This window comes from Citrobacter sp. MGH104 (assembly GCF_001034485.1).
In the GTDB taxonomy this organism is placed as follows: domain Bacteria; phylum Pseudomonadota; class Gammaproteobacteria; order Enterobacterales; family Enterobacteriaceae; genus Citrobacter; species Citrobacter freundii.
In genome coordinates, this window is sequence record NZ_KQ089818.1 from 23,666 (window position 1) to 48,616 (window position 24,951).

Here is a 24,951-nt window from a genome sequence, read left to right on the forward strand (position 1 = left end):
ACAACTAACAGCGAGAAGGTAATGACAGCCAAACCAGAGTTATTTACCCGCATAGAGCAAACCTTTAGCCAGCTGACGCCCAGCGAAAAGCGCGTGGCTGGGTGGCTGTTAGCCCATGCTGTGCAGATCCCATTTGAAACCGCGGATGGCATCGCGAAAGCAACCGGAACCAGCGGCATTACCGTCGGACGTTATCTGCGTAAACTGGGCTTTCGTAACCTGGAGGATGCAAAAGCCAGTCTGCGCGAGCTGCCTGTAGTTCCGTATCAGCCCTGGGGAATGAATGAACGACTGGATTCCTGGCACCAGCAACAAAGCCTGCCAGATCGGGCGCACCAGTCGCTGTTACTGGAAATCGACGCCATTACCCACGTCTACCAACTTGCTCAGGGTGAGACGTTTCTACGCATTGCACAGCAGTTGGCGCATGCGGAAGCCGTGTACATCCTCGGGATCCAGTCCACACGCGGGATCGCTAACGCCTTTTTTAGTCACCTGGAATATCTGCGACCTAAAGTCAGCTACTCCGAAGGCCTTTCCGGCAGTTGGGTAGAGTCGCTGAACTCGGGATTCAGCCAGCCTTACGTGGTTATTACCGATATGCGCGCCTACTCCGCTATTTCGCGACAATATTGCCGTGTCGCCACTGAACGCTGCATTCCGCTGGCGCTAATTACCGATGTGTGGTGCCCATGGGCCAGGGATTATTCCATTGATTTGCTTCAGGTAAAAACCGACACCGGACATTTCTGGGACTCACTGGCACCGGTGAGCTGTCTGTTCAACTTATTACTTTCTGCGGTGGTGGCGCAACTGGGTGACGCCCTCGCAGGACGCCTGCAAACTAATCGCCAGTTACAACAACAATTTGGTCAATTCGAACAATAAACAGGAAACGTGCTATGTCAGAACTCCCAGAACTGGTCGATCTGTCGGTGATATTTCCGTCGCTGCATATCGATCTTAAATACGCTACTGCCGACAACATTACCGGCGCACCTATCTACAGGGAAGCGCGTTGCCTGTTGCACACCGAGGCGGTAACCGCGCTGGCAAAATGCATCAGCATTGCGCAACTGGCGGGCTTGTCGCTGGTGGTGTACGACGCGTATCGCCCCCAGCAGGCGCAGGCGATACTGTGGAATGCCTGTCCCGACCCGCAATATGTTGTCGATGTTGCCATTGGTTCCAATCACAGTCGGGGTACGGCAATTGACGTCACGTTGATGGACGATCGCGGCCATCTCCTTGATATGGGGGCCGGTTTTGATGAAATGCACGACCGTTCCCATGCCTGGCATCCGTCTGTTCCTCCGGCAGCGCAGCGTAACCGCCTGCTGCTCAATGCCATTATGTTTGGTGGTGGTTTTGTCGGTATTAACAGCGAATGGTGGCATTTTGAATTACCTGATGCCGCCCGTTACCCGCTGCTTGACGATCAAATAGATTGTTACACTGTCACGTCTATAACAACACAACATCCCCTTTAATTCTGGAGCCTGGTTATGAAGACTACACCTGCGTTAAACGCTTTTTTCCGCCCCGCTCTGATAGCCGTTGCGTTAGCGGTAGCCCTGCCCGCCGCGCAGGCTGCTGTTCCCAAAGATATGTTAGTGATTGGTAAAGCCGCCGATCCGCAGACGCTCGATCCCGCTGTGACCATAGATAACAATGACTGGACGGTCACCTATCCCTCTTACCAGCGGTTGGTTCAGTACAAAACAGATGGTGGTAAAGGTTCCACGGAAGTTGAAGGCGATTTAGCCAGCGGCTGGAAAGCCTCGGACGACCAGAAAGAGTGGACGTTTACCCTGAAAAACGATGCCAAATTCGCCGACGGAACACCGGTGACGGCTGATGCGGTAAAGCAATCCTTCGAACGATTGCTCAAGATTGGTCAGGGACCTGCGGAGGCTTTCCCGAAAGATCTGAAGGTTGAGGCCATTGATAACACCACGGTGAAGTTTACCCTCAGCCAGCCGTTTGCTCCGTTTCTGTATACGCTGGCAAATGACGGTGCCTCAATCATTAACCCGGCCATCTTAAAAGAGCATGCCGCAGACGATGCCCGCGGATTCCTGGCACAGAACACGGCAGGCTCTGGTCCCTTCATGCTGAAGAGTTGGCAAAAGGGACAACAACTGGTGCTGGTGCCTAACCCGCATTATGCCGGTACAAAACCGACGTTTAAGCGCGTCTCAGTCAAAATCATTGGTGAAAGCGCCTCCCGTCGCCTGCAACTGTCCCGTGGCGATATCGACATTGCCGATGCGCTTCCTGTTGACCAGCTTGCTGCTTTAAAACAGGAAGGCAAAGTGAACGTGGCGGATTATCCCTCATTGCGCGTGACTTATCTGTATCTCAACAACAGTAAGGCCCCGCTCAATCAGGTGGATTTACGCCGCGCTATCTCGTGGGCCACCGATTATAAAGGCATGGTCAACGGGATCCTGAGCGGCAATGGAAAGCAAATGCGTGGCCCAATCCCCGAAGGCATGTGGGGTTTTGACGATAAGGCCATGCAGTACAGCTTCGATGAAGCCAAAGCCAAAGCAGCGTGGGACAAAGTTGCCACCAAACCTGAAAGCCTGAGCTTCCTGTACTCAGATAATGATCCAAACTGGGAACCTATCGCGCTCGCTACCCAGGCAAGCCTTGGCAAACTGGGCATTAAGGTGAAGCTGGAAAAACTGGCGAACGCCACCATGCGTGACCGCGTGGGCAAAGGCGATTACGACATTGCCATTGGCAACTGGAGTCCGGATTTTGCCGACCCGTACATGTTTATGAACTACTGGTTTGAGTCAGATAAGAAAGGCTTGCCGGGTAACCGTTCGTTCTATGAAAACAGTGAGGTCGATAAGCTGCTACGTAGCGCGCTGGCTACGACCGATCAGGTGGCCAGAACCAATGACTACCAGCAGGCGCAAACCATCGTGATTGATGAAGCGGCCTACGTCTATTTATTCCAGAAAAACTATCAGTTGGCGATGAACAAAGACGTCAAAGGATTTGTATTCAACCCCATGCTGGAACAGGTCTTCAATATCTCCACCATGAGTAAATAAGCCACGTTTACGCGGAGCCGCTCTGGCTCCGCAAGGGGAAGCTAATGACGTTCTGGAGTATTTTGCGCCAGCGATGCTGGGGACTTATTCTGGTGGTTATCGGTGTTTGCGTAATCACCTTTATTATTTCACATCTGATACCTGGCGACCCCGCACGGCTGTTGGCGGGCGACCGCGCCAGCGATGAAATTGTCGAAAATATTCGCCAACAGCTGGGGCTGAATCAACCGCTGTATGTCCAGTTTTTTCGCTATGTCAGCGACATTTTTCACGGCGATTTAGGCACCTCCATTCGCACCGGGCGTCCGGTACTGGATGAACTGCGCATTTTCTTCCCCGCTACCCTTGAGCTGGCTTTCTGCTCTTTGTTGCTGGCGCTGGTGATAGGTATCCCGCTGGGTATTTTATCTGCGGTCTGGCGTAACCGCTGGCTTGATCACCTTGTTCGGCTAATGGCAATTACCGGTATCTCCACGCCAGCATTCTGGCTGGGGCTGGGGGTTATCGTGCTGTTTTACGGTCATCTGCAAATTTTACCCGGCGGTGGACGTTTAGACGACTGGCTGGATCCACCTGCTCACGTCACCGGGTTCTACCTGATTGATGCACTGCTGGAAGGCAACGGAGAAGTCTTTTTCAATGCGCTTCAGCACCTGATTTTACCGTCGTTGACACTGGCTTTTGTACATCTTGGGATCGTTGCCCGCCAGATTCGTTCCGCCATGCTGGAGCAACTGAGTGAAGATTACATTCGTACCGCCCGCGCCAGCGGGTTACCGGGCTGGTACATCGTGCTGTGCTATGCATTGCCTAACGCACTCATCCCATCAATCACCGTCCTCGGCCTGGCGCTGGGCGATCTGCTCTACGGTGCGGTATTGACCGAAACGGTCTTTGCCTGGCCAGGCATGGGCGCTTGGGTGGTGACCTCAATTCAGGCACTCGACTTCCCGGCGGTAATGGGATTTGCCGTGGTGGTCTCGTTCGCCTATGTGCTGGTCAACCTGGTGGTGGATTTGCTCTATTTGTGGGTAGATCCTCGAATTGGACGTGGAGGTGCTGAATGATGCTCACACAAGAAATGCCGACCGCCCCTCAGACAGCACGCCGCCGCACGGACTGGGCCAAACTGTTCTGGATGATGAAAAGTAGCCCGCTGACGCTGGTTGGCGGGGTCATCATCGTATTGATACTGCTGCTGATGGTGCTGTCGCCGTGGATAACGCCACACGATCCTAATGCCATCAATTTGAGTGCGCGCCTGCTGCCCCCGTCAGCCGCTCACTGGTTTGGTACCGATGAAGTCGGTCGCGATCTGTTCAGCCGCGTTCTGGTAGGAAGTCAGCAGTCGGTCGTTGCGGGTCTGGTGGTGGTGGGTATCGCCGGGGGATTGGGATCACTGCTGGGCTGCTTGTCGGGTGTCATGGGCGGGCGCGCCGACGCGATAATTATGCGGATAATGGACATTATGCTTTCCATTCCTTCGCTGGTGCTGACGATGGCGTTGGCCGCCGCGCTGGGCCCCAGCCTGTTTAACGCCATGCTGGCGATTGCCATCGTCCGTATCCCTTTCTATGTACGCCTCGCCCGCGGTCAGACGTTAGTGGTGCGCCAGTTTAGCTATGTACAGGCTGCCCGGACCTACGGCGCTTCACGCTGGCATCTGATTAGCTGGCACATTTTACGCAATTCTCTACCGCCACTCATTGTGCAGGCATCGCTGGATATCGGCAGTGCGATCCTGATGGCCGCCACGCTCGGGTTTATTGGTCTGGGCGCGCAGCAACCCAGCGCTGAATGGGGCGCGATGGTCGCAATTGGCCGCAATTATGTGCTTGATCAGTGGTGGTATTGCGCTTTTCCCGGCGCGGCCATTCTGATTACCGCCGTGGGCTTTAATCTCTTTGGCGATGGTATTCGCGATCTGCTTGATCCGAAAGCCGGAGGAAAACAGTCATGACACAACCCGTACTGGAAATCGAAGATTTACATCTGAGTTTCCCCGGCTATAAAGCTGATGTGCATGCGCTGAACCATGTATCACTGCACATCAACCGTGGAGAAATCGTTGGTGTGGTGGGTGAATCCGGTTCCGGTAAGTCCGTGACCGCCATGCTCACCATGCGTCTGCTTCCGGAGGGAAGCTATCGTATTCACCAGGGACGCGTTTCACTGCTGGGTGAAGATGTGCTCAACGCCAGTGAGAAACAAATGCGCCAATGGCGCGGCGCACGCGTCGCGATGATCTTTCAGGAGCCCATGACGGCACTGAATCCGACCCGGCGTATCGGCCAGCAAATGGTGGAGGTAATCCGCCATCACCAGGCGTTAAGCCGCACGGATGCCCGTCATAAAGCCGTCGCTCTACTCGAAGAGATGCAAATCCCGGACGCGCCGGAGGTCATGAAACGATTTCCGTTTGAGCTTTCCGGCGGGATGCGCCAACGCGTGATGATTGCGCTGGCCTTTTCGTGCGAGCCAGAGCTTATTATTGCCGATGAACCGACCACCGCGCTGGACGTCACGGTGCAACTGCAGGTGCTGCGTTTGCTGAAGTTAAAAGCACGGGCCAGCGGAACAGCCGTGTTATTTATCAGTCATGATATGGCGGTGGTTTCACAGTTATGCGACCGGTTGTACGTCATGTATGCCGGGAGCGTGATTGAGAGTGGCCCGACGCAAACCGTTATTCAACGTCCGACGCATCCCTATTCCATCGGCTTGCTAAAATGCGCGCCGGAACACGGCGAGCCGCGCGCATTGTTACCTGCGATCCCCGGCACCGTGCCGAATCTAACCTGCTTACCTGCCGGATGCGCATTTCGTGAGCGCTGCTTTGCCGCTGGTCCTCGTTGTGAAGAAACGCCTGCGTTAAGTAGTCAGGGAGGCGTAGATCAACAATCTGCCTGCTGGTATCCACAACCGGAGACAACACATGTCTGATTTTTTACTGGCGCTGCAGGATGTTCATGTCAACTTTCCTGCGCGTAAAAACTGGCTTGGCAAGGTTACGGAACGGGTGCATGCGCTCAACGGCCTGGATTTACAGATTCGCCAGGGTGAAACGCTGGGGATTGTTGGCGAATCCGGCTGTGGAAAAAGTACGCTGGCGCAACTGCTGATGGGCATGCTTAAACCCAGCCAGGGAAGCTATTCTCGCCGTGGTGATAAACAGCATAACGGTATGCAAATGGTCTTTCAGGACCCTCTTTCATCGCTGGATCCTCGCTTACCGGTATGGCGCACGATCACTGAGCCGGTATGGATCCAAAAACGAAGTCCGGAACGTGAGCGCCGCATGCTTGCTGAAGATTTAGCCCAACAGGTAGGCATCCGCCCGGAATATCTCGACCGTCTGCCGCATGCGTTTTCCGGTGGACAACGCCAGCGTATCGCCATCGCCCGGGCACTATCGTCAGAACCGGATGTTATCGTCCTCGATGAGCCCACTTCAGCACTGGATATCTCTGTGCAGGCGCAAATTCTCAATCTTCTGGTGTCACTACAGGCGCGCAGAAATCTGACCTACGTATTGATATCGCATAACGTGTCGGTGGTCCGCCATATGAGCGACCGTGTGGCGGTGATGTACCTCGGGCAAATTGTTGAGCTGGGCGATGCTCAACACGTTCTCACTCACCCCGCCCATCCGTACACACGGTTATTGCTGGACTCTGTCCCTAAAACGGGCGCGCCACTGACGGAAGATTTGGTGTTACGTAAAACCGAGCTACCGGGAAACCGAACGTTGCCCCAGGGATGCTTTTTCCGTGACAGATGTCCATTGGCAACCCACGGTTGTGAGAAAAAACAGGCATTACTGAAAAGTGATACCGGATGTGACGTTCGCTGCTGGCGGGCGGTTACATGACTTGAGCCGTCGAGAAAAGTCAGGTGCGATACGCCTTTTTCAGTGAATCCACCAGCACCTCGGAAGCAGTAGATAATTTATGATGTGCTGAACGCAAAACCCCGATCCGACGCTGGATCACCGGCGTATCCAGATCGATACAGGTTGCGCCTAACTCTGTCATTTGCGTGCGGCATAGTGCAGGTACGGCGCTACCGCCCAGACCGTTAGCCACCAGACGGCCAACGGTTACTAATTGATGGCTCTCCAGCGCTACTTCCAGCGTATGTCCGCTTTGCACCAGTTGTTCTTCCAGCATCAGCCGCACGGCTGACGGACGTTGCAAGGTGATGAAATCCAGCGTCAGCAGTTCGCGCCATGCAATACGATCCCTGTCTGCCAGCCGACAGGTTGGCGGCACAATCGCGATAAAACGATCCACGCCGAGCGGCGTGAAATGCAGATGTCCCGAATAGTCCGGCTCGAAGGCTATGCCCATCTCGACCCGCCCTTCACTGACCATTTCAATCACGTGTTCATTGATCACATCATGAACCGTTACGTTGATACCAGAATAAGAATCACGAAACGTTTTCAGTACCGATGGCAGGACGTTAGCGGCAAATGAGGGCATGGCGGCGATCGAGATTTTACCGCGCTGTAGCGTAAAGCGTTGGCGCATGGCTTCTTCCGTATTCTCCCAGTCCGCCAGCAGCTGTCTCCCCATATTCAGCAGCGTTTCTCCCTCCTGCGTCAGAGTCACTTTGCGGGTGGTTCTCAACAGTAACGCCCCTCCCAGCGAATCTTCCAGTCCTTTAATCGCCAGGCTTAATGCGGGTTGCGACATGTTCAGTCTTTCACTGGCATGAGCAAAATTCAGAGTGTGAGCTACCGCTAAAAACGCGCGTAACTGTTTGATGCTCATTCCCATTTCGCATTCCTTTAACTTGTTGAATACCTTTAATTAACATTAAATTGATAAAAAAACCCAATGAGTGAGTCACAAATTTAAAATTAACAAATCATTTTTCACCCCCAATGATGTCGGCAAGGACAACTGGGGAGGCAAGTGTATGGCTGGACTGGATAAACGTGTTGCCACTTATCAAGAGGCGCTGGAAGGACTGACCGACAACATGACGCTGCTGGCGGGCGGTTTTGGTTTATGTGGGATCCCTGAAAACCTGATTACCGAAGTACGCCGTCGAGAAGTACAGGGACTTACCGTTGTATCAAACAACTGTGGCGTGGATGGCTTTGGCCTTGGCGTACTGCTGGAAACGCGCCAGGTGCGCAAAGTGGTCGCGTCCTATGTAGGGGAAAACGCCCTGTTTGAGAAGCAGGTGCTTAGCGGCGAACTGGAAGCCATCCTGACGCCACAGGGTACGCTGGCAGAGCAGTTGCGCGCGGGCGGCGCGGGGATCCCGGCATTTTTTACCGCGACTGGATATGGAACCCCCGTAGCGGAAGGGAAAGAGGTTCGCGAGTTTGCCGGACGCCCTTACATCCTTGAACAGGCGATAACCGGTGATTTTGCATTGGTTAAAGGCTGGAAAGCCGACTGGTACGGCAACGTCATCTATCGCCACACCGCACAGAACTTTAATCCGCTGATGGCCGCCGCCGGGCGCATTACCGTCGTGGAAGTCGAAGAGATTGTCCCTCCCGGAGAACTGGACCCTGCAGCGATTCACACTCCCGGAATTTTCGTTAACCGCATTATTCAGGGGCAGTTTGAAAAACGTATTGAACAACGCACCCTGCGCCAGAAAGGAGCCTGACCATGTTAACGCGTGAACAAATGGCGATGCGCGTCGCCCGCGAGCTGCGCGACGGTTATTACGTCAACCTTGGGATCGGCATTCCCACTCTGGTGGCAAATTATATCCCTGATGGCATGGACGTGATGCTGCAATCAGAGAATGGTTTGCTGGGTATGGGGCCGTTTCCCACAGAAGACGAAATTGATGCCGACATGATTAACGCCGGGAAACAGACCGTGACGGCGCGCAAAGGCGCGGCGATTTTCGACTCTGCGCAATCCTTCGCCATGATCCGCGGCGGCCACGTTGATCTGACGGTGCTCGGTGCGTTTGAAGTCGATGTTAACGGCAATATCGCCTCATGGATGATCCCCGGAAAAATGGTGAAAGGCATGGGCGGCGCGATGGACCTGGTTGCCGGAGCCGACAACATCATCGTGGTAATGACCCATGCTTCCAAAAGCGGTGAGTCCAAACTGCTTCCCGCCTGCACCCTGCCGTTGACCGGCGTGGCCTGCATCAAACGCGTGCTTACCGACCTGGCTCTGCTGGAAATTGCCGACGGGGCGTTCATTCTGCGTGAACGCGCCCCGGGTATCAGTGTGGATGAAATCGTCGCCAGAACCGCCGGCAAGCTGATCGTGCCCGAAACTGTCCCCGAAATGCAATTTAACTGAGGAGCTGACCATGCAGGATGTTGTAATTGTCGCGGCAACGCGCACCCCGATTGGCAGTTTTCATGGTGCGCTGGCACCACTTTCCGCCGTGGAGTTAGGTACAGCGGTTGTCCGTTCGCTGCTGGAAAAAACGGCTGTGGCGCCTGAACAAATTGATGAAGTGATTTTAGGTCAGGTTCTGACGGCAGGCTGCGGCCAGAATCCGGCCAGACAAACGGCGTTACGCGCAGGACTGCCGTCAACCACACCGGCGTTAACCATTAATCTGGTGTGCGGTTCTGGCCTGAAGGCGGTGCATCAGGCGGTACAGGCAATTCGCTGTGGCGATGCGCAAATCGTGATTGCCGGAGGCCAGGAGAGCATGAGCAATGCGCCCTATTTTCTCGACGGCGCGCGGGCCGGCCTGCGGTTGGGTCATGCCAGTATGAAAGACAGCGTGGTGCATGACGGCCTGTGGGATGCGTTCAACGACTATCACATGGGTATTACTGCTGAAAATCTGGCGGATAAGTTCGTAATCAGTCGTGAGCAGCAGGACGCTTTTGCCCTGCGCTCCCAGCAAAAAGCCGCCGCTGCCATTGAAGCGGGTCGTTTTAGCGCGGAAATCACGCCGGTTAGCGTCCCACAAGGCAAAAAGCCGCCACGTGTGGTGGACCGTGACGAACAGCCTCGCCCGGATACTCAGGCCGACAAGCTGGCGCAACTTAAACCAGCATTTCTGCCAGGAAACGGCACGGTGACCGCCGGAAATGCATCATCCATCAATGATGGTGCCGCCGCGGTGATGTTGATGAGCGCCGGCAAAGCCGCAGAACTCAATTTGCCAGTGCTTGCCCGGGTAGCAGGCTACGCGGTTTCTGGTGTCGATCCCGCCATTATGGGCATTGGGCCGGTAGAAGCGTCACTCCAGTGCCTGAAGCGAGCTGGCTGGACGTTGAATGATGTCGATCTCATTGAGGCCAACGAAGCCTTTGCCGCACAAGCGCTGGCGGTTGGCGAATCCCTGAACTGGGACAGCGACCGGGTGAACGTAAATGGCGGCGCGATTGCGCTGGGCCATCCCATCGGTGCATCTGGTTGCCGAATCCTGGTGACACTGTTGCACGAAATGGCCCGCAGTAACGCGACCAAAGGGCTGGCTACGCTGTGCGTAGGCGGCGGTCAGGGCGTAGCGCTGGCGGTAGAGCGTTTGCAGGAGGTCTCTCATGCAAAGTAAGCCTGTCTGCGTTCTGGGGGCGGGGTTAATGGGGGTCGGTATTGCCACCCACTTCGCCCGTTATGGTCACGATATCTGGCTGTATGACACCGATAGCAGCCGAATTGCAGAAATTAGCGCCGTTGCCAGCGGTATTCTGGATGAGCTGATTACCGCCGAACAGTTTGCCGCAGACGAAAAAGAACAGGTTGTGAGTCGTCTGCACGGTACGACTTCGCTACCGGAGATTGCTGCGTGCGGGTTACTGATTGAAGCGATCCCGGAGCGGCTCGAGCTCAAGCACGCGTTGTATGCGCAACTGGAAGATCTGATCGCGCCTGAGGCCGTCATTGCCAGTAATACCAGCGGCCTGCCGCCGGATGCGCTGGCAGAAAAGCTCGTCCATCCTGAGCGGCTGCTCATCGCCCATTTCTGGCACCCGCCACATTTTATTCCGCTGGTCGAAATTGTCCCCGGCACCGCCACCAAAGCGGAATACCTGCGTGAGCTGCAACAGTGGCTGCTCTCGATGCAACTGGAAGCCGTCGTGCTCGATCGCGCCGCACCAGGGTTTGTCGGCAATCGACTGCAGTTTGCTTTGCTTCGTGAAGCGCTTCATATCGTTAAAAGCGGCATCGCCAGCGCAGAGGTGGTGGATCAGGTCATGCGTGCCTCGCTCGGACGTCGCTATGCGATGGTTGGTCCGCTGGAAGCGGCAGATATGACCGGACTCTCTACGGTGCAGGATATTTGTCGGCATCTGCTCCCGGAACTGGCAACCGGCAGCGAGATGATGTCGTTGGTCGCTGACAAGGTAGCCAACGGTGATACCGGTTTACGCAGCGGTCAGGGATTTTATCGCTGGGATGATTCGCGCAAGGAGTACATCCAGCAACGCAGAGAGCATCAACTGCGTTTTGCCCTGAAACCATAACGTCTCTTTCTGTACCCCAATATAATAATAAGGAGTCATGATGAGTGTATTAATCGCCCTGGCAGCGCTGGGCCTGCTGATGCTTGCAGCCTATCGCGGATACAGCGTCATTCTGTTTGCCCCCATCGCGGCATTAGGTGCTGTATTACTCACTGAACCCAGCGCCGTCGGCCCCGCTTTCACCGGCCTGTTTATGGAAAAAATGGTCGGTTTTGTGAAGCTTTACTTCCCGGTGTTCTTGCTGGGTGCAGTGTTTGGCAAGTTAATCGAGTTATCTGGATTTTCACGTTCCATTGTTGCCGCCGCTATCAACATCCTCGGTCGTCGTCACGCCATCCCGGTGATCGTGCTGGTGTGCGCGCTGTTAACCTACGGCGGGGTTTCGTTGTTCGTCGTGGCGTTTGCGGTGTATCCATTTGCGGCGGAGCTGTTCCGCCAGAGTAATATTCCTAAGCGCCTGATCCCGGCCACCGTTGCGCTGGGCGCATTCTCTTTCACTATGGATGCTCTGCCAGGCACGCCGCAGATCCAGAACATTATTCCGACCAGCTTCTTTGGGACTAACGCCTGGGCTGCGCCGTGGCTGGGGCTGATAGGCTCGCTGTTTATTATTTTCGTCGGTCTGGTTTATCTCGAACGTCAGCGTCGTAAAGCGCAGGCAAAGAATGAAGGCTATGGCACTGAACTGTTAAACGAGCCGGAAACGCCGGATAACATTAACCTGCCGAACCCGATCATCGCGATCTCTCCGCTGATCCTGGTTGGGGTATTTAACCTGCTGTTTACCCGCTGGATCCCACAGTGGTACGGCGCCACGCATCAACTTGAACTTCCGGGGCTTGCCAAACCGATTACCACCGAAGTCGGTAAAATCACCGCTATCTGGGCAGTGGAAGCGGCGCTGATTTCTGGGATTCTGCTGGTGGTGCTCTTCGGCTACCGCAACATTAAAGGTCGCCTGGCTGAAGGCAGCAGAACGGCAGTTGGTGGCGCGATCCTCGCGGCGATGAACACCGCGTCAGAGTACGGTTTTGGCGCAGTGATCGCCGCCCTGCCGGGCTTCCTCGTGCTGTCAAAAGCGCTGGCGGCTATTCCTGACCCGCTGCTCAATGAGGCTATCAGCATTACCACGCTTGCCGGGATCACCGGTTCGGCGTCTGGCGGGATGAGTATTGCCCTTGCCGCCATGTCTGACACTTTCATCGCTGCCGCACATGCCGCCAATATCCCACTTGAAGTATTCCACCGCGTGGCATCTATGGCCAGCGGCGGTATGGACACCCTACCGCATAACGGCGCGGTCATTACCTTATTGGCTATCACCGGCCTTAGTCATCGTCAGGCGTATGGCGGAATTTTCGCTATTACCATCATTAAAAGTCTGGCCGTACTGTTTGTCATCGGCGTCTTCTACACCACCGGAATTGTTTAAGGAGAATCATCATGAACTTAACGGGAAAAACCGCCCTGGTTACCGGCTCGACCAGTGGTATCGGATTAGGTATCGCACAGGTGCTGGCGCAAGCTGGCGCCACTCTGATCCTCAACGGGTTTGGTGATGTTGATGCTGCCAAAGACGCTGTTGCGCAGTATGGCAAAACGCCAGGCTATCATGGCGCGGATCTGAGCGATGAAGCGCAAATTGCCGACATGATGCGCTATGCAGAGAGCGAATTCGGCGGTGTGGATATTCTTATCAATAACGCCGGGATCCAGCATGTTTCACCGATAGAAACCTTCCCGGTTGATAAATGGAACGCGATTATCGCGATTAACCTCTCCTCCGTTTTTCACACCACGCGTCTGGCGCTTCCCGGTATGCGCGCGCGAAACTGGGGGCGCATCATTAATATCGCTTCTGTTCACGGCCTGGTGGCTTCAAAAGAGAAATCTGCCTACGTAGCAGCGAAGCACGGTGTGGTGGGATTAACCAAGACCATCGCGCTGGAAACCGCGCAGACGGAAATCACCTGCAATGCGCTGTGTCCCGGCTGGGTGCTAACGCCGCTGGTCCAGCAGCAGATCGATAAACGTATTGCCGAAGGCGCAGAGCCTGAGGCAGCCCGTGACGCCTTGCTGGCTGAAAAGCAGCCGTCGCGCGAATTCGTTACCCCAGAGCAGTTAGGGAATCTCGCGTTATTCTTATGTTCAGACGGTGCGGCGCAAGTGCGTGGCGTAGCGTGGAATATGGATGGCGGTTGGGTAGCGCAATAACATCATCAGGTGCCGGATAAGAACTGGTCACATCCGGCACGACTTTATTAAGACTTCAGTTTGTAATCCAGCGTTATTTCCGCTTTCAGAACCTGAGATACCGGGCATCCGGCTTTTGCTTTCTGGATGATGCCGTCAAACGTGGCGGCGTCTATCCCCGGCACGCTCACCTGACTATGCAACGCGACTTTAGTGATCGCAAACCCGGCATCTACCTTATCCAGAGAAACATCGGCAGTGGTATCAATGGCATCTGGGGTAAACCCTGCTTCGCCCAGCATCAGTGAAAGCGCCATCGAGAAGCAGGCTGCATGGGCCGCGCCAATCAACTCTTCAGGATTGGTGCCTTTCTCACCTTCAAATCGTGTATTAAACCCATACGGTTGCTGATTTAACACGCCACTTTCGGTCGACACAGTGCCTTTGCCGCGCTTAATGTCGCCTTCCCAGTGTGCCTGACCTTTCTTATGGATAGTCATTACCGCTCTCCTGTGTTGTCGTCGGAGTTACTAGTATAGGACGCCCGGGAAAAAGCATGTTACATACGGGATAGTTCTCATTTGCCGCTTAAGCATTGACCTTTCAGATAAAATGACCGACCATCCAGAAAGCCGTTATGTTGAACATCGGCTTTATATCAGGTTGTATTTCGTCCGTTCTCATACGGGCTCGCCCTTGAAACCAGTAACAGGATTAAGGAGTTAGAATGAAATCGAACCGTCAGGCCCGTCATATTCTCGGACTGGACCACAAAATCTCAAATCAACGTAAAATCGTGACCGAAGGTGACAAAACCAACGTGGTCAACAATCCTACTGGAAGAAAGCGCCGCGCTGACGGCAAGTAGCCTTTCGCACGTCTGACTGAGTAACGAGATAAACACCATTGCAACCGCAGTGGTGTTTTTGCTTATAAAACCCCTTAACCCATTCACAATGCTTTATACTTCGCCCGTTTCCCTGGCGGACAGGCCACATACGATCATAAAGAGCGCCAGGGACGGTTATTCAAAAAAGAGTGAGTGACATGGAAAACGAAACTAAAAAACTGCGTTCCCTTTACATCCCTTACGCTGGCCCGGTACTGCTGGAGTTCCCTTTACTGAATAAAGGGAGCGCCTTCAGTGTGGAAGAACGCCGTAACTTCAACCTGCTGGGGTTACTGCCGGAAGTCGTCGAAACGATTGAAGAACAGGCTGAACGCGCCTGGATCCAATATCAGGGCTTCAAAACCGAAATCGACAAACATATTTACCTGCGCAACATCCAGGACACCAACGAAACCCTGTTTTATCGACTGGTGCATAATCACCTGGATGAGATGATGCCAGTTATCTATACCCCAACGGTCGGCGCAGCCTGTGAGCGTTTCTCTGAGATTTATCGTCGTGCGCGCGGCGTGTTTATCTCTTATCAGAACCGCCACAATATGGACGATATCCTGCAAAACGTCCCTAACCACAATATCAAGGTCATCGTTGTCACCGATGGCGAACGTATTTTAGGTCTTGGCGATCAGGGGATCGGCGGGATGGGCATTCCAATCGGTAAACTGTCGCTGTATACCGCATGTGGCGGAATTAGCCCGGCCTATACACTTCCGGTGGTACTGGACGTGGGGACCAACAACCAGCAACTGCTGAACGATCCGCTGTATATGGGCTGGCGCAATCCGCGTATCACTGATGATGAATACTACGAATTCGTTGATGAATTCATCCAGGCCGTGAAGCATCGCTGGCCGGACGTGCTGTTGCAGTTTGAAGATTTCGCCCAGAAAAACGCTATGCCACTGCTGACCCGTTATCGCGATGAAATTTGCTCATTTAACGACGATATTCAGGGCACCGCGGCGGTTACCGTCGGTACGCTGATTGCGGCTAGCCGCGCGGCCGGAAGCCAGCTGAGCGAACAAAACATCGTCTTCCTCGGCGCGGGTTCCGCCGGATGCGGGATCGCCGAGCAGATCATTGCGCAAATCCAGCGAGAAGGTTTAAGCGAAGAAGCGGCGCGTCAACGCGTATTCATGGTCGATCGCTTCGGCCTGTTAACCGACAAAATGCCGAACCTGCTCTCCTTCCAGACCAAACTGGTGCAAAAACGCGAAAATCTGCAGCACTGGGATACACAAGAAGATGTCCTGTCGTTGCTCGATGTGATCCGCAACGTTAAACCTGACATCCTGATCGGGGTTTCCGGACAGGTTGGTCTGTTTACCGAAGAGATTATCCGCGAAATGCACAAGCATTGTCCGCGTCCGATCGTCATGCCGCTGTCTAACCCGACTTCTCGTGTAGAAGCCACGCCGCAGGATATTATCGCCTGGACCGAAGGTAACGCGCTGGTTGCGACCGGTAGCCCGTTTGCACCGGTAGTGTGGAAAGAGAAAACTTACCCGATCGCCCAGTGTAACAACGCCTATATCTTCCCGGGTATTGGCCTTGGCGTGATTGCTTCTGGCGCGTCGCGCATCACTGATGAAATGCTGATGTCGGCCAGTGAAACGCTGGCACAGTATTCACCGCTGGTGCTCAACGGTGAAGGACTGGTGCTACCGGAACTGAAAGATATTCAGACGGTTTCTCGTGCCATTGCCTTTGCCGTCGGTAAAATGGCCCAGCAGCAAGGTGTGGCGGTGAAAACCTCCGCTGAAGCGCTGCAACAGGCTATTGACGATAATTTCTGGCAGGCGGAATATCGCGACTACCGTCGTACTTCTATTTGACGGTTTGCCCGGCAGCTGAGTCTGCCGGGCAATTTTAAGCGTTCGATGAACGAAATACTGTATGTAGATTACTGTTCTGAAAGTTCAAGTTCAGCAATAACCGGCAGGTGATCGCTCGCCGTAGACCACGTAAACTCTGGCGAATTATGTGGGATTTCCAGGTTTTTGACGTTCCACTTCTGACCTTTAAACGTGAAAATATGGTCTATATCGATCGCAGGATTAACGGCTGGCCAACTGCGCGTATCAATTCCTTCTTTCGTCACTTCATTGAAAAAGTAACGTATTTCTTTAAGTGGCTGCTCATCCCGGGTCGAATTAAAATCCCCTGCAAGGATCTTAATTGAGGAGGCGATATCCGGGAAATCTGATGTCGCGTCGCCAATGCTGATATCTAACAGATAGCGGGCTTGTTCCGTACGCATGGTGGGGTCTTTTTGCCAGTCGAGATGAGTCACCATAATGATGGGAGCAGAATCAAACCCAGGAACGTCAACCTGCGCCAGTAACGCCACGCGTTGTTCAGCATTACCCGACGGTAATTTTACCACCTGTGTATGCAATATTTTATATTTGGAAAGCAGTCCTAACCCGTACTCACCGCCATCAAAATCGAGGGCTTTACCGAAGGCGTAATACAGTTTATTGGCATCAGCGATTTTTTTGAGTTGATCAATCTTTTGACTGCGCCCTGTTTTATTATCAACCTCTGGTACAGCAATAATATCCGCATCAATTTTTTTAATTGCCGAATTAAGTGCCGTAAAATCCGCCACATCAGCAGATGCTTCATTTTTACCAATGTTATAGGTGGCAATCTTTAAATGCGGTTTATTCTGCGTGTAAATTTTGTCAGGAACACCACCTTTTTGCACTTTAAGTATCTCATTACCCGCTAGTTTTTCACTTGCTTGTGCATTTACAAATAAACATCCCAGCGCAATCATCGTCAATGTCATTGTTTTTTTCATGTCATCTATTCTCCAAATAATAAAATAGTGCGCGATAGGATACCGGAGAATATTGATCGTTATTGTGATCATTAACCCAAGCTTTCGACGCGAAGAAAATTAAGTTTTGCATGATTTATTTGTCTTGTAATCTGCTGGGCGTTCAAAGCTTGCGCTACTGCGTATGTTGCGATTACACTTTCATCACCGATCAACATTCTGAAAAACAAAAGGAGGATACTTATGCTGTACTGTGAACGTTTTATCGTTTCACATGCTTTTGGCGATCGCCAGTGCTCAAGCGTTATCGGTATCGTGCTGCGATAACTTCTGCTTGAGCGAAGCTAACTTCTAAACCCCCTTCTCTCGGGCTTACCGGGTTATCGTCAGCGATGTTTGACGAGGCGTTTTCACGCCTGTAACTCTTGAGTAAGCAACAATGAGCACATTACTAACCGCACAATCCTTACACGTTGATACGGCATTCGGCACGCTATTCGACGATCTTTCCTTTACCCTAAAAAAAGGCGACCGCATCGGGCTTATCGGTTACAACGGCTGCGGAAAAAGCACGCTGTTAAAACTGCTCGATGGCACGATTTCGCCCACCAGTGGAGCAATCGCGCAAGCGAATCACTGCCATCTCGCGCGTGTAGAACAACATCTACCTGACGATATATTGCCTCTTACACTGCAGGAAGCCGTTCTCGCTCAACTTCCTGAGCATGAGCGTGCGGTTCAACAATGGCGGGTTGAAGCGCTGCTTGCCGAAATGGGTTTCACACCAGAGAATTTATCTCTGACAGCGCAAACGTTGAGCGGTGGCCAGCACACACGCTTGCTATTAGCGCGGGCGTTGATGCGTAATCCTGACCTGCTGCTGCTGGATGAACCGGGTAACCATTTGGATTTGCCAACATTACTGTGGCTGGAGCAATTCTTACAGAACTGGTCTGGCAGTTTTGTGGTGGTTTCCCACGACCCGCAGTTGCTGGACGCAGTGACTCACGGAACGTGGATCCTACGCGATCGCACTCTCCATGCCTTTGATCTGCCCTGTAGCGCGGCACGTCAGGCGCTGGCAGAAAGAGACGTCAGCGATGCTCTGCGCCACAAGGCTGAGCAAAAAGAGATAGACCGGGTTACCGCCAGCGGCAAACGGCTGGCAACCTGGGGGCGGGTCTACGACAACGAAGATCTCTCCCGCAAGGCCAAGCAGATGGAAAAACAGGTGCAACGCCTGAAAGAGGTGCAGACAGAAGTGACGGCAGGAAGTCAGTGGACACTAACATTGCAGGGTGATTCCCTGCGTGCAGATCGTTTGCTGGAGATGACCAATCTGTCTGTAGCCCCTGCTCCCGACGCAGATACACTGTTTTCCATTGCCGGTATCCGGTTAAAAAGCGGCGATCGCGTGGCAATTGTCGGGCGTAATGGTTGCGGTAAATCATCGCTGTTAAGGCTTATCTGGCAACAGTTTCAATCACAGCTGGCATCGCCTTCACTGGTGTTGCACCCGCGCGTTACGCTGGGCTATTACGATCAGACGCTGCATCAGCTTGCCGATAACGATTCATTGTTTGACGCGCTGGAAGCGTTTGCCCCGCAGCCAGAGATTCGCAAGATGGCGCTGATTAGCGCGGGTTTTCCGTGGATTCGTCATACGCAGAGGGTCAGTACATTAAGCGGTGGTGAGCGCTCCCGGCTGCTGTTTGTGGGGCTGACGCTTGCGCGCTACAGTCTGCTGATGCTCGATGAACCGACCAACCATCTGGATATGGAAGGTAAAGAGGCGCTGGCAGAAACGCTACAAAGCTATAACGGCGGCGTGTTGCTGGTCAGTCACGACCGGCAGCTTATCAGCCAAAGCTGTAACCGGTTCTGGTTAATCGACAATGGCGAACTCAGTGAATGGCACGATCTGGAGGCGGTCAATGCGCGTATTAGGGAAACGTCCGCGGAGATAACCGTTCCCAAAACGGTGGTCGAAGCGAAAGTTGAAATAAGCTGTGACAGCGATGGATTGCTGGAACAACTCCTCGATCTGGAACAGCGTCTGGCCGACGATCTCGCCCGCAAGCCGAAACATCAAAAACCGCTGTTACAGGCGCAATGGCGTAAAGAGATTGAGCGTCTGAACTCACAACTGGAGTAATCTTTATTGCCGGATGGCGCAAGCTTATCCGGCCTACACCAGCAAAATGCGCGTGTAGGCCTGCCATCCGGCATACCATTTATTGCTGCGGTTTTTTCTCTTTCCAGGCATCCCAGGCCTGTTTGATCTCTTGCTTTGCCGTAGCGGCGTCGTTGAAACCGTTTAATTCGACCTTCTTGCGCCCTTCCGGCAGATCTTTGTACACGCGGAAGAAAGATTCCAGACGTTGAACTTCAATATTGGGCAGATCGCTCAATTCTTTGATGTTGTCATAAGTGGGGTCAATTTTACTGGCCGGCACGGCGACAATTTTGTCGTCCTTTTCACCGCCGTCGATCATCTTCAGGACGCCTATTGCGCGCAGCTTAATCAACGTCCCCGGGGCCAGCGGCGCACGAGTATAAAAGATAACATCCAGCGGGTCGCCGTCACCGGCTAAAGACTGGGTTAGTGAACCGTATTGGCGGGATAGGCAACCGGCATTGACTGGAAGCGATCGGCAACGATAAACCCGGTTTTGGCGTCGGTTTCATATTTAATCATTCCACCTGCCGGGATTTCGGTTACGGCATAAAACTCTTCCGGGTTATTCTCCGGCTGAGGAAATTCGAGGATGTTCTGCGCCTGAGCTGAAGCACAAAGAAACACGCTGATTGCGAGTAGTTTTTTCACCAGATGCATTGTCTTTTAACTCTTCTATTATTGGAAAGACAACACCTTACGTTCAGCATATGACAGAAACATGACGTTTTTTTGGCAAAAAAATGGCGCTACCGATGTAGCGCCATTGCGTAGAGGGAACATCAGGGATTAGTTAACCCCTTCCTCGCTCTCTTTTTTCGCTTCTTGTCTTTCAACTTCGCGATACCAACGTGGGTGATGTTTCTTCGCCCAGCGACGGCTCACCTTCCCTTCAACCATGCCTTTAATCGAACCTTTCACCCAGAATGCCATATACATATGGATGAGGATGGCGTGCATCAGGATAATCCCCGCCGCCGCATGGATCAGCAGGCTATAGCGCACGACCTGCATTGGGAAGAACTGTGCAAAGTATGGACGCCAGATAATAATACCGGTAATCAGCAGCACGAAAATCATGCTCATGATCGACCAGAACATCATTTTCTGCCCGGCGTTGTACTTGCCCACATCCGCCACTTTGTGTTCATTGCCTTTCAGCACTTCCACAATGTTTTTCAGCCACGGAATATCTTTTTTATCCGGGATGTTGTGGTGCACAAAGCGCACAAACATGAACATTAGCGCGACGAAGATCAGTATGCCGAAGAACGGGTGCAAAATGCGTCCCATCTGCGGCGTACCGAAGGTTTGCGTCAGCCATTGCAGAGTCGGGAAGAAGAACGAAATCCCCGACAGCGCCACCAGGAAGAAGCAGATCACCACCGTCCAGTGACAGGCGCGGTCGATAAACTTCGTGCGCACAATCATTTTCGACTTACTCATGATGATCCTCCTCGTCGTCGTCCACTTCCTTATTCGGACCGATACCAATGTAGTGGTAAATCAGCCCGGCGAAGGTGGCGATAAATCCGGCAGCGGCCAGCGGTTTCAGCGCCCCTTTCCACAGATTGATAGAGGTATCGATCTGCGGATCTTTCGGCAGGCCGTGATACAGCTCCGGCTGGTTGGCATGATGCAGAACGTACATAACGTGCGTACCACCCACACCTTCCGGGTTGTAGAGACCGGCGTGTTCGAAACCGCGTGCTTTCAGTTTTGCCACACGCTGTTCGCCCATTTCCAGCATTTCCTGCTTGGTGCCGAAATGTATTGCCCCGGTCGGACAGGTCTTCACGCAGGCAGGTTCCTGCCCGACGCTGACCCGGTCGACACACAGCGTACATTTATACACACGGTTATCCTCTTTATTGAGGCGCGGAATATTAAATGGACACCCGGCAATACAGTAGCCGCAGCCAATACAGTGTTCTGACTGGAAATCGACAATCCCGTTGGCGTACTGGATGATTGCCCCGGCAGACGGGCATGCCTTCAGGCAGCCCGGATCTTCACAGTGCATACAGCCGTCTTTACGAATCAGCCATTCCAGCTTGCCGTTCTGTTCGGTTTCGGTAAACCGCATCACCGTCCAGGACTTGGCGCTGAGATCGGCGGGGTTGTCATACACCCCGACGCAGTGGCCAACTTCATCGCGGATATCGTTCCACTCTGAGCATGCCACCTGACAGGCCTTACAGCCTATACAGGTGGAAACGTCGATCAGCTTCGCGACCTCGGCTTTGTAATCACGGGCCTGAGGCGGCGGCGTGATGGAGTTTGTTGCGGACCGTTTGATGATGTCCTGCGTTTCCATAGACATATGTTCGCCTCCCTTACGCCTTCTCGATGTTAACTAAAAACGCTTTGTATTCCGGCGTTTGCGAGTTTGCATCACCGACATTCGGCGTCAGGGTGTTGGCGATAAAGCCTTTACGCGCGACTCCTTCAAAGCCCCAGTGGATTGGGATCCCAACCGTTTCAACCTGCTGACCGTTGACGTTCAGGGTACGCAGACGACGGGTCACCACGGCAACTGCGCGAATAAATCCACGTTTACTGCTAACTTTCACGTGATCGCCGTTGTTGATCCCTTTCGCTGCCGCCAGCGTTTCGCTGATTTCCACAAACTGCTCTGGCTGGGCAATCGCATTCAGCAATGCGTGCTTGGTCCAGGTATGGAAATGTTCGGTCAGACGATAGGTCGTCCCGACGTACGGGAAGTCCTGTTTCGTGCCCATACGGAGTTTATCCGCCTCGTACAGACGCGCTGCCGGGTTGGAGATCACATTCGGGTGCAGCGGGTTAGTACCCAGCGGCGTTTCCATCGGCTCGTAGTGTTCCGGGAACGGACCTTCCGCCATCTTATCGATAGCAAACAGACGCCCCAGCCCTTCCGGCTGCATGATAAATGGATTGGTGCCACTGCCCGGTGCCGCGGTATTGAAGTCCGGGATATCGTTACCCGTCCACTTCGTACCGTTCCACTGGATAAGCATGCGTTTTGGATCCCACGGTTTACCCTGTGGATCCGCCGAAGCGCGGTTATACAGCACGCGACGGTTCAGCGGCCATGCCCAGGCCCAGCCCAGCGTATTACCCAGACCTGACGGATCGGCGTTATCGCGATTGGCCATCTGGTTGCCCTGCTCGGTCCAGCTACCGGTATAAATCCAGCAGGATGATGACGTAGAACCATCATCGCGCAGCAACGCAAAGCTGTTGAGCAACTGACCTTTCTTCGCAACCAGTACACCGTTGGCATCATAGAGATCTTCCAGCGCATAGCCGTTGTTCTCTTTCGCCACTTCCTCTGAATGCGGTTCGTCCGGCTGCTTATAGTTCCAGCTCATTTTCAGAACGGGTTCTACAGCTTTACCGCCTTCAGTGCGATACATGTCTCGCAGACGGTGGTAAATACCGGCCAGAATTTCGCCGTCGTTGCGGGCTTCGCCCGGTGCGTCCTGACCTTTCCAGTGCCACTGCAGCCAACGGCCGGAGTTGGCGATGGAGCCGTCCTCTTCCGCAAAGCAGGTAGAAGGCAAACGGAAGACTTCGGTCTGAATCGACGCAGGATCAACGTCGTTTGACTCGCCGTGGTTCTGCCAGAACGTTGAGGTTTCGGTCACCAGCGGATCGATAACCACCAGATACTTCAGTTTGCTGAGGCTCTGCACCACTTTGTTTTTGTCCGGGAAGGACGCAACAGGGTTAAAGCCCTGACAGATGTAGCCGGTGACTTTCCCGCTATCCATCATGTTGAAGTATTTGATGACGTCGTAGGACTGATCCCACTTCGGCAGCCACTCAAAGCCCCAGTCGTTTTCTTTCTGTGCAGCATTGCCGTAGAAAGATTTCATCAAGCTGACGAAGAACTTCGGATAGTTGCCCCAGTAGTTAACCTGATCGGCCAATGTCGCTTTTGGCGTGTTCGCGGCCAGATAGGTTTGCAGATCTGTCTGTTTCTCTGACGGCAGCGTCAGGTAGCCCGGCAGGCTGGTAGAGAGCAGACCTAAGTCGGTTAACCCTTGAATGTTGGAGTGACCGCGCAAGGCGTTGACACCGCCACCTGCCATCCCCATGTTGCCGAGCAGCAACTGGATCATCGCCATGGTGCGGATGTTCTGCGCCCCGACGGTATGCTGAGTCCAACCCAGCGCGTACAGGAACGTGGTGGTGCGATCCGCTGCGCTGGTGGAAGCCAGCACTTCGCAGACTTTCAGGAAGTCTTCTTTCGGCGTACCACAAATGTTTTCCACCACATCCGGCGTGTAGCGGGAAACGTGCTGTTTTAGCAGGTTCCAGACACAGCGAGGATGGCTTAACGTTTCATCGCGTTTCGCGTAGCCGTTTTCATCGAACTGGTAGTTCCAGGACGATTTATCATATTGGCGTTTGTTTGCGTCATAACCGCTGAACAGACCGTCTTCGAAAGCAAAGTCATCCCGCACCAGCAGGCTGGCGTTGGTGTAATGCTTAACGTATTCAGCGTTGATTTTGTTGTTTTCAATCAGGTACAGCAAGACGCCGGACAGGAACGTAATGTCCGTGCCGGAACGAATTGGCGCATAGATATCCGCCACCGAAGCTGTACGTGTAAAACGAGGGTCAACAACAATCAGCGTGGCATCATTGTTGTTTTTTGCTTCCATCGCCCAGCGGAATCCCACCGGATGTGCTTCAGCGGCGTTACCGCCCATCACCATCACGACGTTAGCATTTTTAATATCAACCCAGTGGTTGGTCATCGCACCGCGACCAAATGTTGGAGCAAGACTTGCTACCGTTGGTCCGTGTCAGACGCGCGCCTGGTTGTCTACTGCCAGCATGCCGAGTGAGCGCACAAATTTTTGCGTCAGCATACCGGTTTCATTACTTGCCGCCGATGCACACAACATCCCAGTTGAAAGCCAGCGGTTTACCGTTACGCCCTGCTCATTCTTCTCGATAAAGTTGGCGTCACGGTCAGTTTTCATCAGCTTCGCGATACGGGTGAATGCTTCATCCCAGCTGATACGCTGCCATTTGTCGGAACCAGGGGCGCGATATTCCGGGTAACGCAGACGGTTTTCACTGTGCACGTAATCCAGTAATCCTGCGCCCTTAGGACATAATGCCCCGCGGCTCACCGGATGATCCGGATCCCCTTCAATATGGTAAATCGACTCTTTGGCGTTTTTTGCTCCATCTCCCAGGCTATACATTAATAGCCCGCAACCTACGGAACAGTATGTGCAGGTGTTTCGGATCTCTTTGGCGCGTAACAGCTTATAGTTTCGCGCCTGAGCCAGTGCCATTTTGGGTGCAAAACCCAAAGCGGCCACTGTTGTTCCCGCCATACCGCCCGCGCAGATTTTAAAAAATTGTCTGCGGCTGACGTCCATTGCTTTCCTCTTTTTT

Annotated in this window: 22 protein-coding genes and 1 pseudogene; 16 read left to right on the forward strand and 7 right to left on the reverse strand. The window is 53.5% G+C overall.

Going from position 1 to position 24,951, the window contains the following annotated elements; genetic code table 11:
* Positions 1–21: 21 nt before the first annotated feature.
* From SK34_RS00090 to SK34_RS00120, 7 genes are read left to right on the forward strand one after another with little or no spacing between them, the layout of a single operon-like run.
* Entirely contained in the window at positions 22–888 is an 867-nt protein-coding gene (locus SK34_RS00090) for a MurR/RpiR family transcriptional regulator (protein ID WP_003020002.1), read from the forward strand.
* A gap of 14 nt (positions 889–902) precedes the next feature.
* Entirely contained in the window at positions 903–1,490 is a 588-nt protein-coding gene (gene ddpX, locus SK34_RS00095; RefSeq protein ID WP_032935741.1) for a D-alanyl-D-alanine dipeptidase, read from the forward strand.
* A gap of 15 nt (positions 1,491–1,505) precedes the next feature.
* The gene (locus tag SK34_RS00100; protein WP_003843680.1) at positions 1,506–3,068 is read left to right on the forward strand and encodes an ABC transporter substrate-binding protein; all 1,563 of its coding nucleotides are present in this window, start codon (positions 1,506–1,508) and stop codon (positions 3,066–3,068) included.
* 44 nt (positions 3,069–3,112) lie between these two features.
* A complete protein-coding gene (locus SK34_RS00105) occupies positions 3,113–4,135 on the forward strand; it encodes an ABC transporter permease (protein ID WP_003020008.1) in 1,023 nt (340 codons plus the stop codon).
* Positions 4,132–5,028 carry a D,D-dipeptide ABC transporter permease gene (ddpC, locus tag SK34_RS00110; RefSeq protein WP_048232046.1) on the forward strand — a complete coding sequence of 299 codons (897 nt, stop codon included), beginning with the start codon at positions 4,132–4,134 and terminating at the stop codon, positions 5,026–5,028. The genes SK34_RS00105 and ddpC overlap by 4 nt, the downstream gene beginning before the upstream one ends.
* Positions 5,025–6,011, forward strand: a complete 987-nt coding sequence (locus SK34_RS00115) for an ABC transporter ATP-binding protein (protein WP_048232047.1) — start codon at positions 5,025–5,027, stop codon at positions 6,009–6,011. Before ddpC ends, SK34_RS00115 begins: the two co-directional genes overlap by 4 nt.
* Positions 6,004–6,939, forward strand: coding sequence for an ABC transporter ATP-binding protein (locus tag SK34_RS00120; RefSeq protein WP_048217721.1), 936 nt, complete (start codon positions 6,004–6,006; stop codon positions 6,937–6,939). The genes SK34_RS00115 and SK34_RS00120 overlap by 8 nt, the downstream gene beginning before the upstream one ends.
* Positions 6,940–6,958: 19 nt before the next feature.
* Here the strand turns inward: SK34_RS00120 and SK34_RS00125 are convergent, their stop codons facing one another.
* Complete coding sequence (locus tag SK34_RS00125; protein ID WP_003020016.1) at positions 6,959–7,849, reverse strand: LysR family transcriptional regulator; 891 nt, start codon at positions 7,847–7,849, stop codon at positions 6,959–6,961.
* Positions 7,850–7,991: 142 nt separating this feature from the next.
* Here SK34_RS00125 and SK34_RS00130 point away from each other — a divergent pair, with 142 nt between their 5' ends.
* The 6 genes from SK34_RS00130 to SK34_RS00155 are packed head-to-tail and all read left to right on the forward strand — an operon-like array spanning position 7,992 to position 13,701.
* Positions 7,992–8,699, forward strand: a complete 708-nt coding sequence (locus tag SK34_RS00130) for a CoA transferase subunit A (RefSeq protein ID WP_003020020.1) — start codon at positions 7,992–7,994, stop codon at positions 8,697–8,699.
* 2 nt (positions 8,700–8,701) lie between these two features.
* Positions 8,702–9,358, forward strand: a complete 657-nt coding sequence (locus tag SK34_RS00135) for a CoA transferase subunit B (RefSeq protein ID WP_003020022.1) — start codon at positions 8,702–8,704, stop codon at positions 9,356–9,358.
* Between the two features lie 10 nt (positions 9,359–9,368).
* The gene (locus SK34_RS00140) at positions 9,369–10,574 is read left to right on the forward strand and encodes an acetyl-CoA C-acetyltransferase (protein ID WP_048232049.1); all 1,206 of its coding nucleotides are present in this window, start codon (positions 9,369–9,371) and stop codon (positions 10,572–10,574) included.
* Positions 10,564–11,487, forward strand: coding sequence for a 3-hydroxyacyl-CoA dehydrogenase family protein (locus SK34_RS00145; protein WP_048232051.1), 924 nt, complete (start codon positions 10,564–10,566; stop codon positions 11,485–11,487). The genes SK34_RS00140 and SK34_RS00145 overlap by 11 nt, the downstream gene beginning before the upstream one ends.
* A gap of 37 nt (positions 11,488–11,524) precedes the next feature.
* The gene (locus SK34_RS00150) at positions 11,525–12,919 is read left to right on the forward strand and encodes a GntP family permease (RefSeq protein ID WP_196491835.1); all 1,395 of its coding nucleotides are present in this window, start codon (positions 11,525–11,527) and stop codon (positions 12,917–12,919) included.
* Between the two features lie 11 nt (positions 12,920–12,930).
* On the forward strand, positions 12,931–13,701 hold the full coding sequence (locus SK34_RS00155; protein ID WP_003843689.1) for a 3-hydroxybutyrate dehydrogenase: 771 nt from the start codon (positions 12,931–12,933) through the stop codon (positions 13,699–13,701).
* Positions 13,702–13,748: 47 nt separating this feature from the next.
* Here the strand turns inward: SK34_RS00155 and osmC are convergent, their stop codons facing one another.
* A complete protein-coding gene (gene osmC, locus SK34_RS00160) occupies positions 13,749–14,180 on the reverse strand; it encodes a peroxiredoxin OsmC (RefSeq protein WP_003020036.1) in 432 nt (143 codons plus the stop codon).
* 227 nt (positions 14,181–14,407) lie between these two features.
* On the opposite strand from osmC, the gene sra reads away from it, so the two are divergent.
* Positions 14,408–14,548 carry a stationary-phase-induced ribosome-associated protein gene (gene sra / locus SK34_RS00165; protein WP_003020039.1) on the forward strand — a complete coding sequence of 47 codons (141 nt, stop codon included), beginning with the start codon at positions 14,408–14,410 and terminating at the stop codon, positions 14,546–14,548.
* 179 nt (positions 14,549–14,727) lie between these two features.
* Positions 14,728–16,425: a malate dehydrogenase gene (gene maeA, locus SK34_RS00170; RefSeq protein WP_048232053.1), complete on the forward strand. Its 1,698-nt coding sequence runs from the start codon at positions 14,728–14,730 to the stop codon at positions 16,423–16,425.
* A gap of 68 nt (positions 16,426–16,493) precedes the next feature.
* On the opposite strand, the gene SK34_RS00175 is transcribed toward maeA, so the two are convergent.
* Positions 16,494–17,396 (reverse strand): endonuclease/exonuclease/phosphatase family protein, encoded by a 903-nt coding sequence (locus SK34_RS00175; RefSeq protein WP_016150253.1) that lies wholly within the window; start codon positions 17,394–17,396, stop codon positions 16,494–16,496.
* Positions 17,397–17,814: 418 nt separating this feature from the next.
* On the opposite strand from SK34_RS00175, the gene SK34_RS00180 reads away from it, so the two are divergent.
* Positions 17,815–19,530: an ABC-F family ATP-binding cassette domain-containing protein gene (locus tag SK34_RS00180; RefSeq protein ID WP_048232055.1), complete on the forward strand. Its 1,716-nt coding sequence runs from the start codon at positions 17,815–17,817 to the stop codon at positions 19,528–19,530.
* Positions 19,531–19,611: 81 nt separating this feature from the next.
* Here the strand turns inward: SK34_RS00180 and SK34_RS00185 are convergent.
* The 4 genes and pseudogenes from SK34_RS00185 to fdnG form a co-directional block, all read right to left on the reverse strand.
* Positions 19,612–20,211, reverse strand: a pseudogene (locus SK34_RS00185) (inorganic diphosphatase); the annotation flags it as partial.
* A 129-nt stretch (positions 20,212–20,340) separates the two neighbouring features.
* A complete protein-coding gene (fdnI, locus tag SK34_RS00190; RefSeq protein ID WP_003020054.1) occupies positions 20,341–20,997 on the reverse strand; it encodes a formate dehydrogenase-N subunit gamma in 657 nt (218 codons plus the stop codon).
* Entirely contained in the window at positions 20,990–21,874 is an 885-nt protein-coding gene (gene fdnH, locus SK34_RS00195; RefSeq protein ID WP_003833024.1) for a formate dehydrogenase N subunit beta, read from the reverse strand. Before fdnH ends, fdnI begins: the two co-directional genes overlap by 8 nt.
* A gap of 13 nt (positions 21,875–21,887) precedes the next feature.
* A complete protein-coding gene (gene fdnG, locus SK34_RS00200; protein ID WP_096890184.1) occupies positions 21,888–24,935 on the reverse strand; it encodes a formate dehydrogenase-N subunit alpha in 3,048 nt (1,015 codons plus the stop codon).
* Positions 24,936–24,951 lie beyond the last annotated feature (16 nt).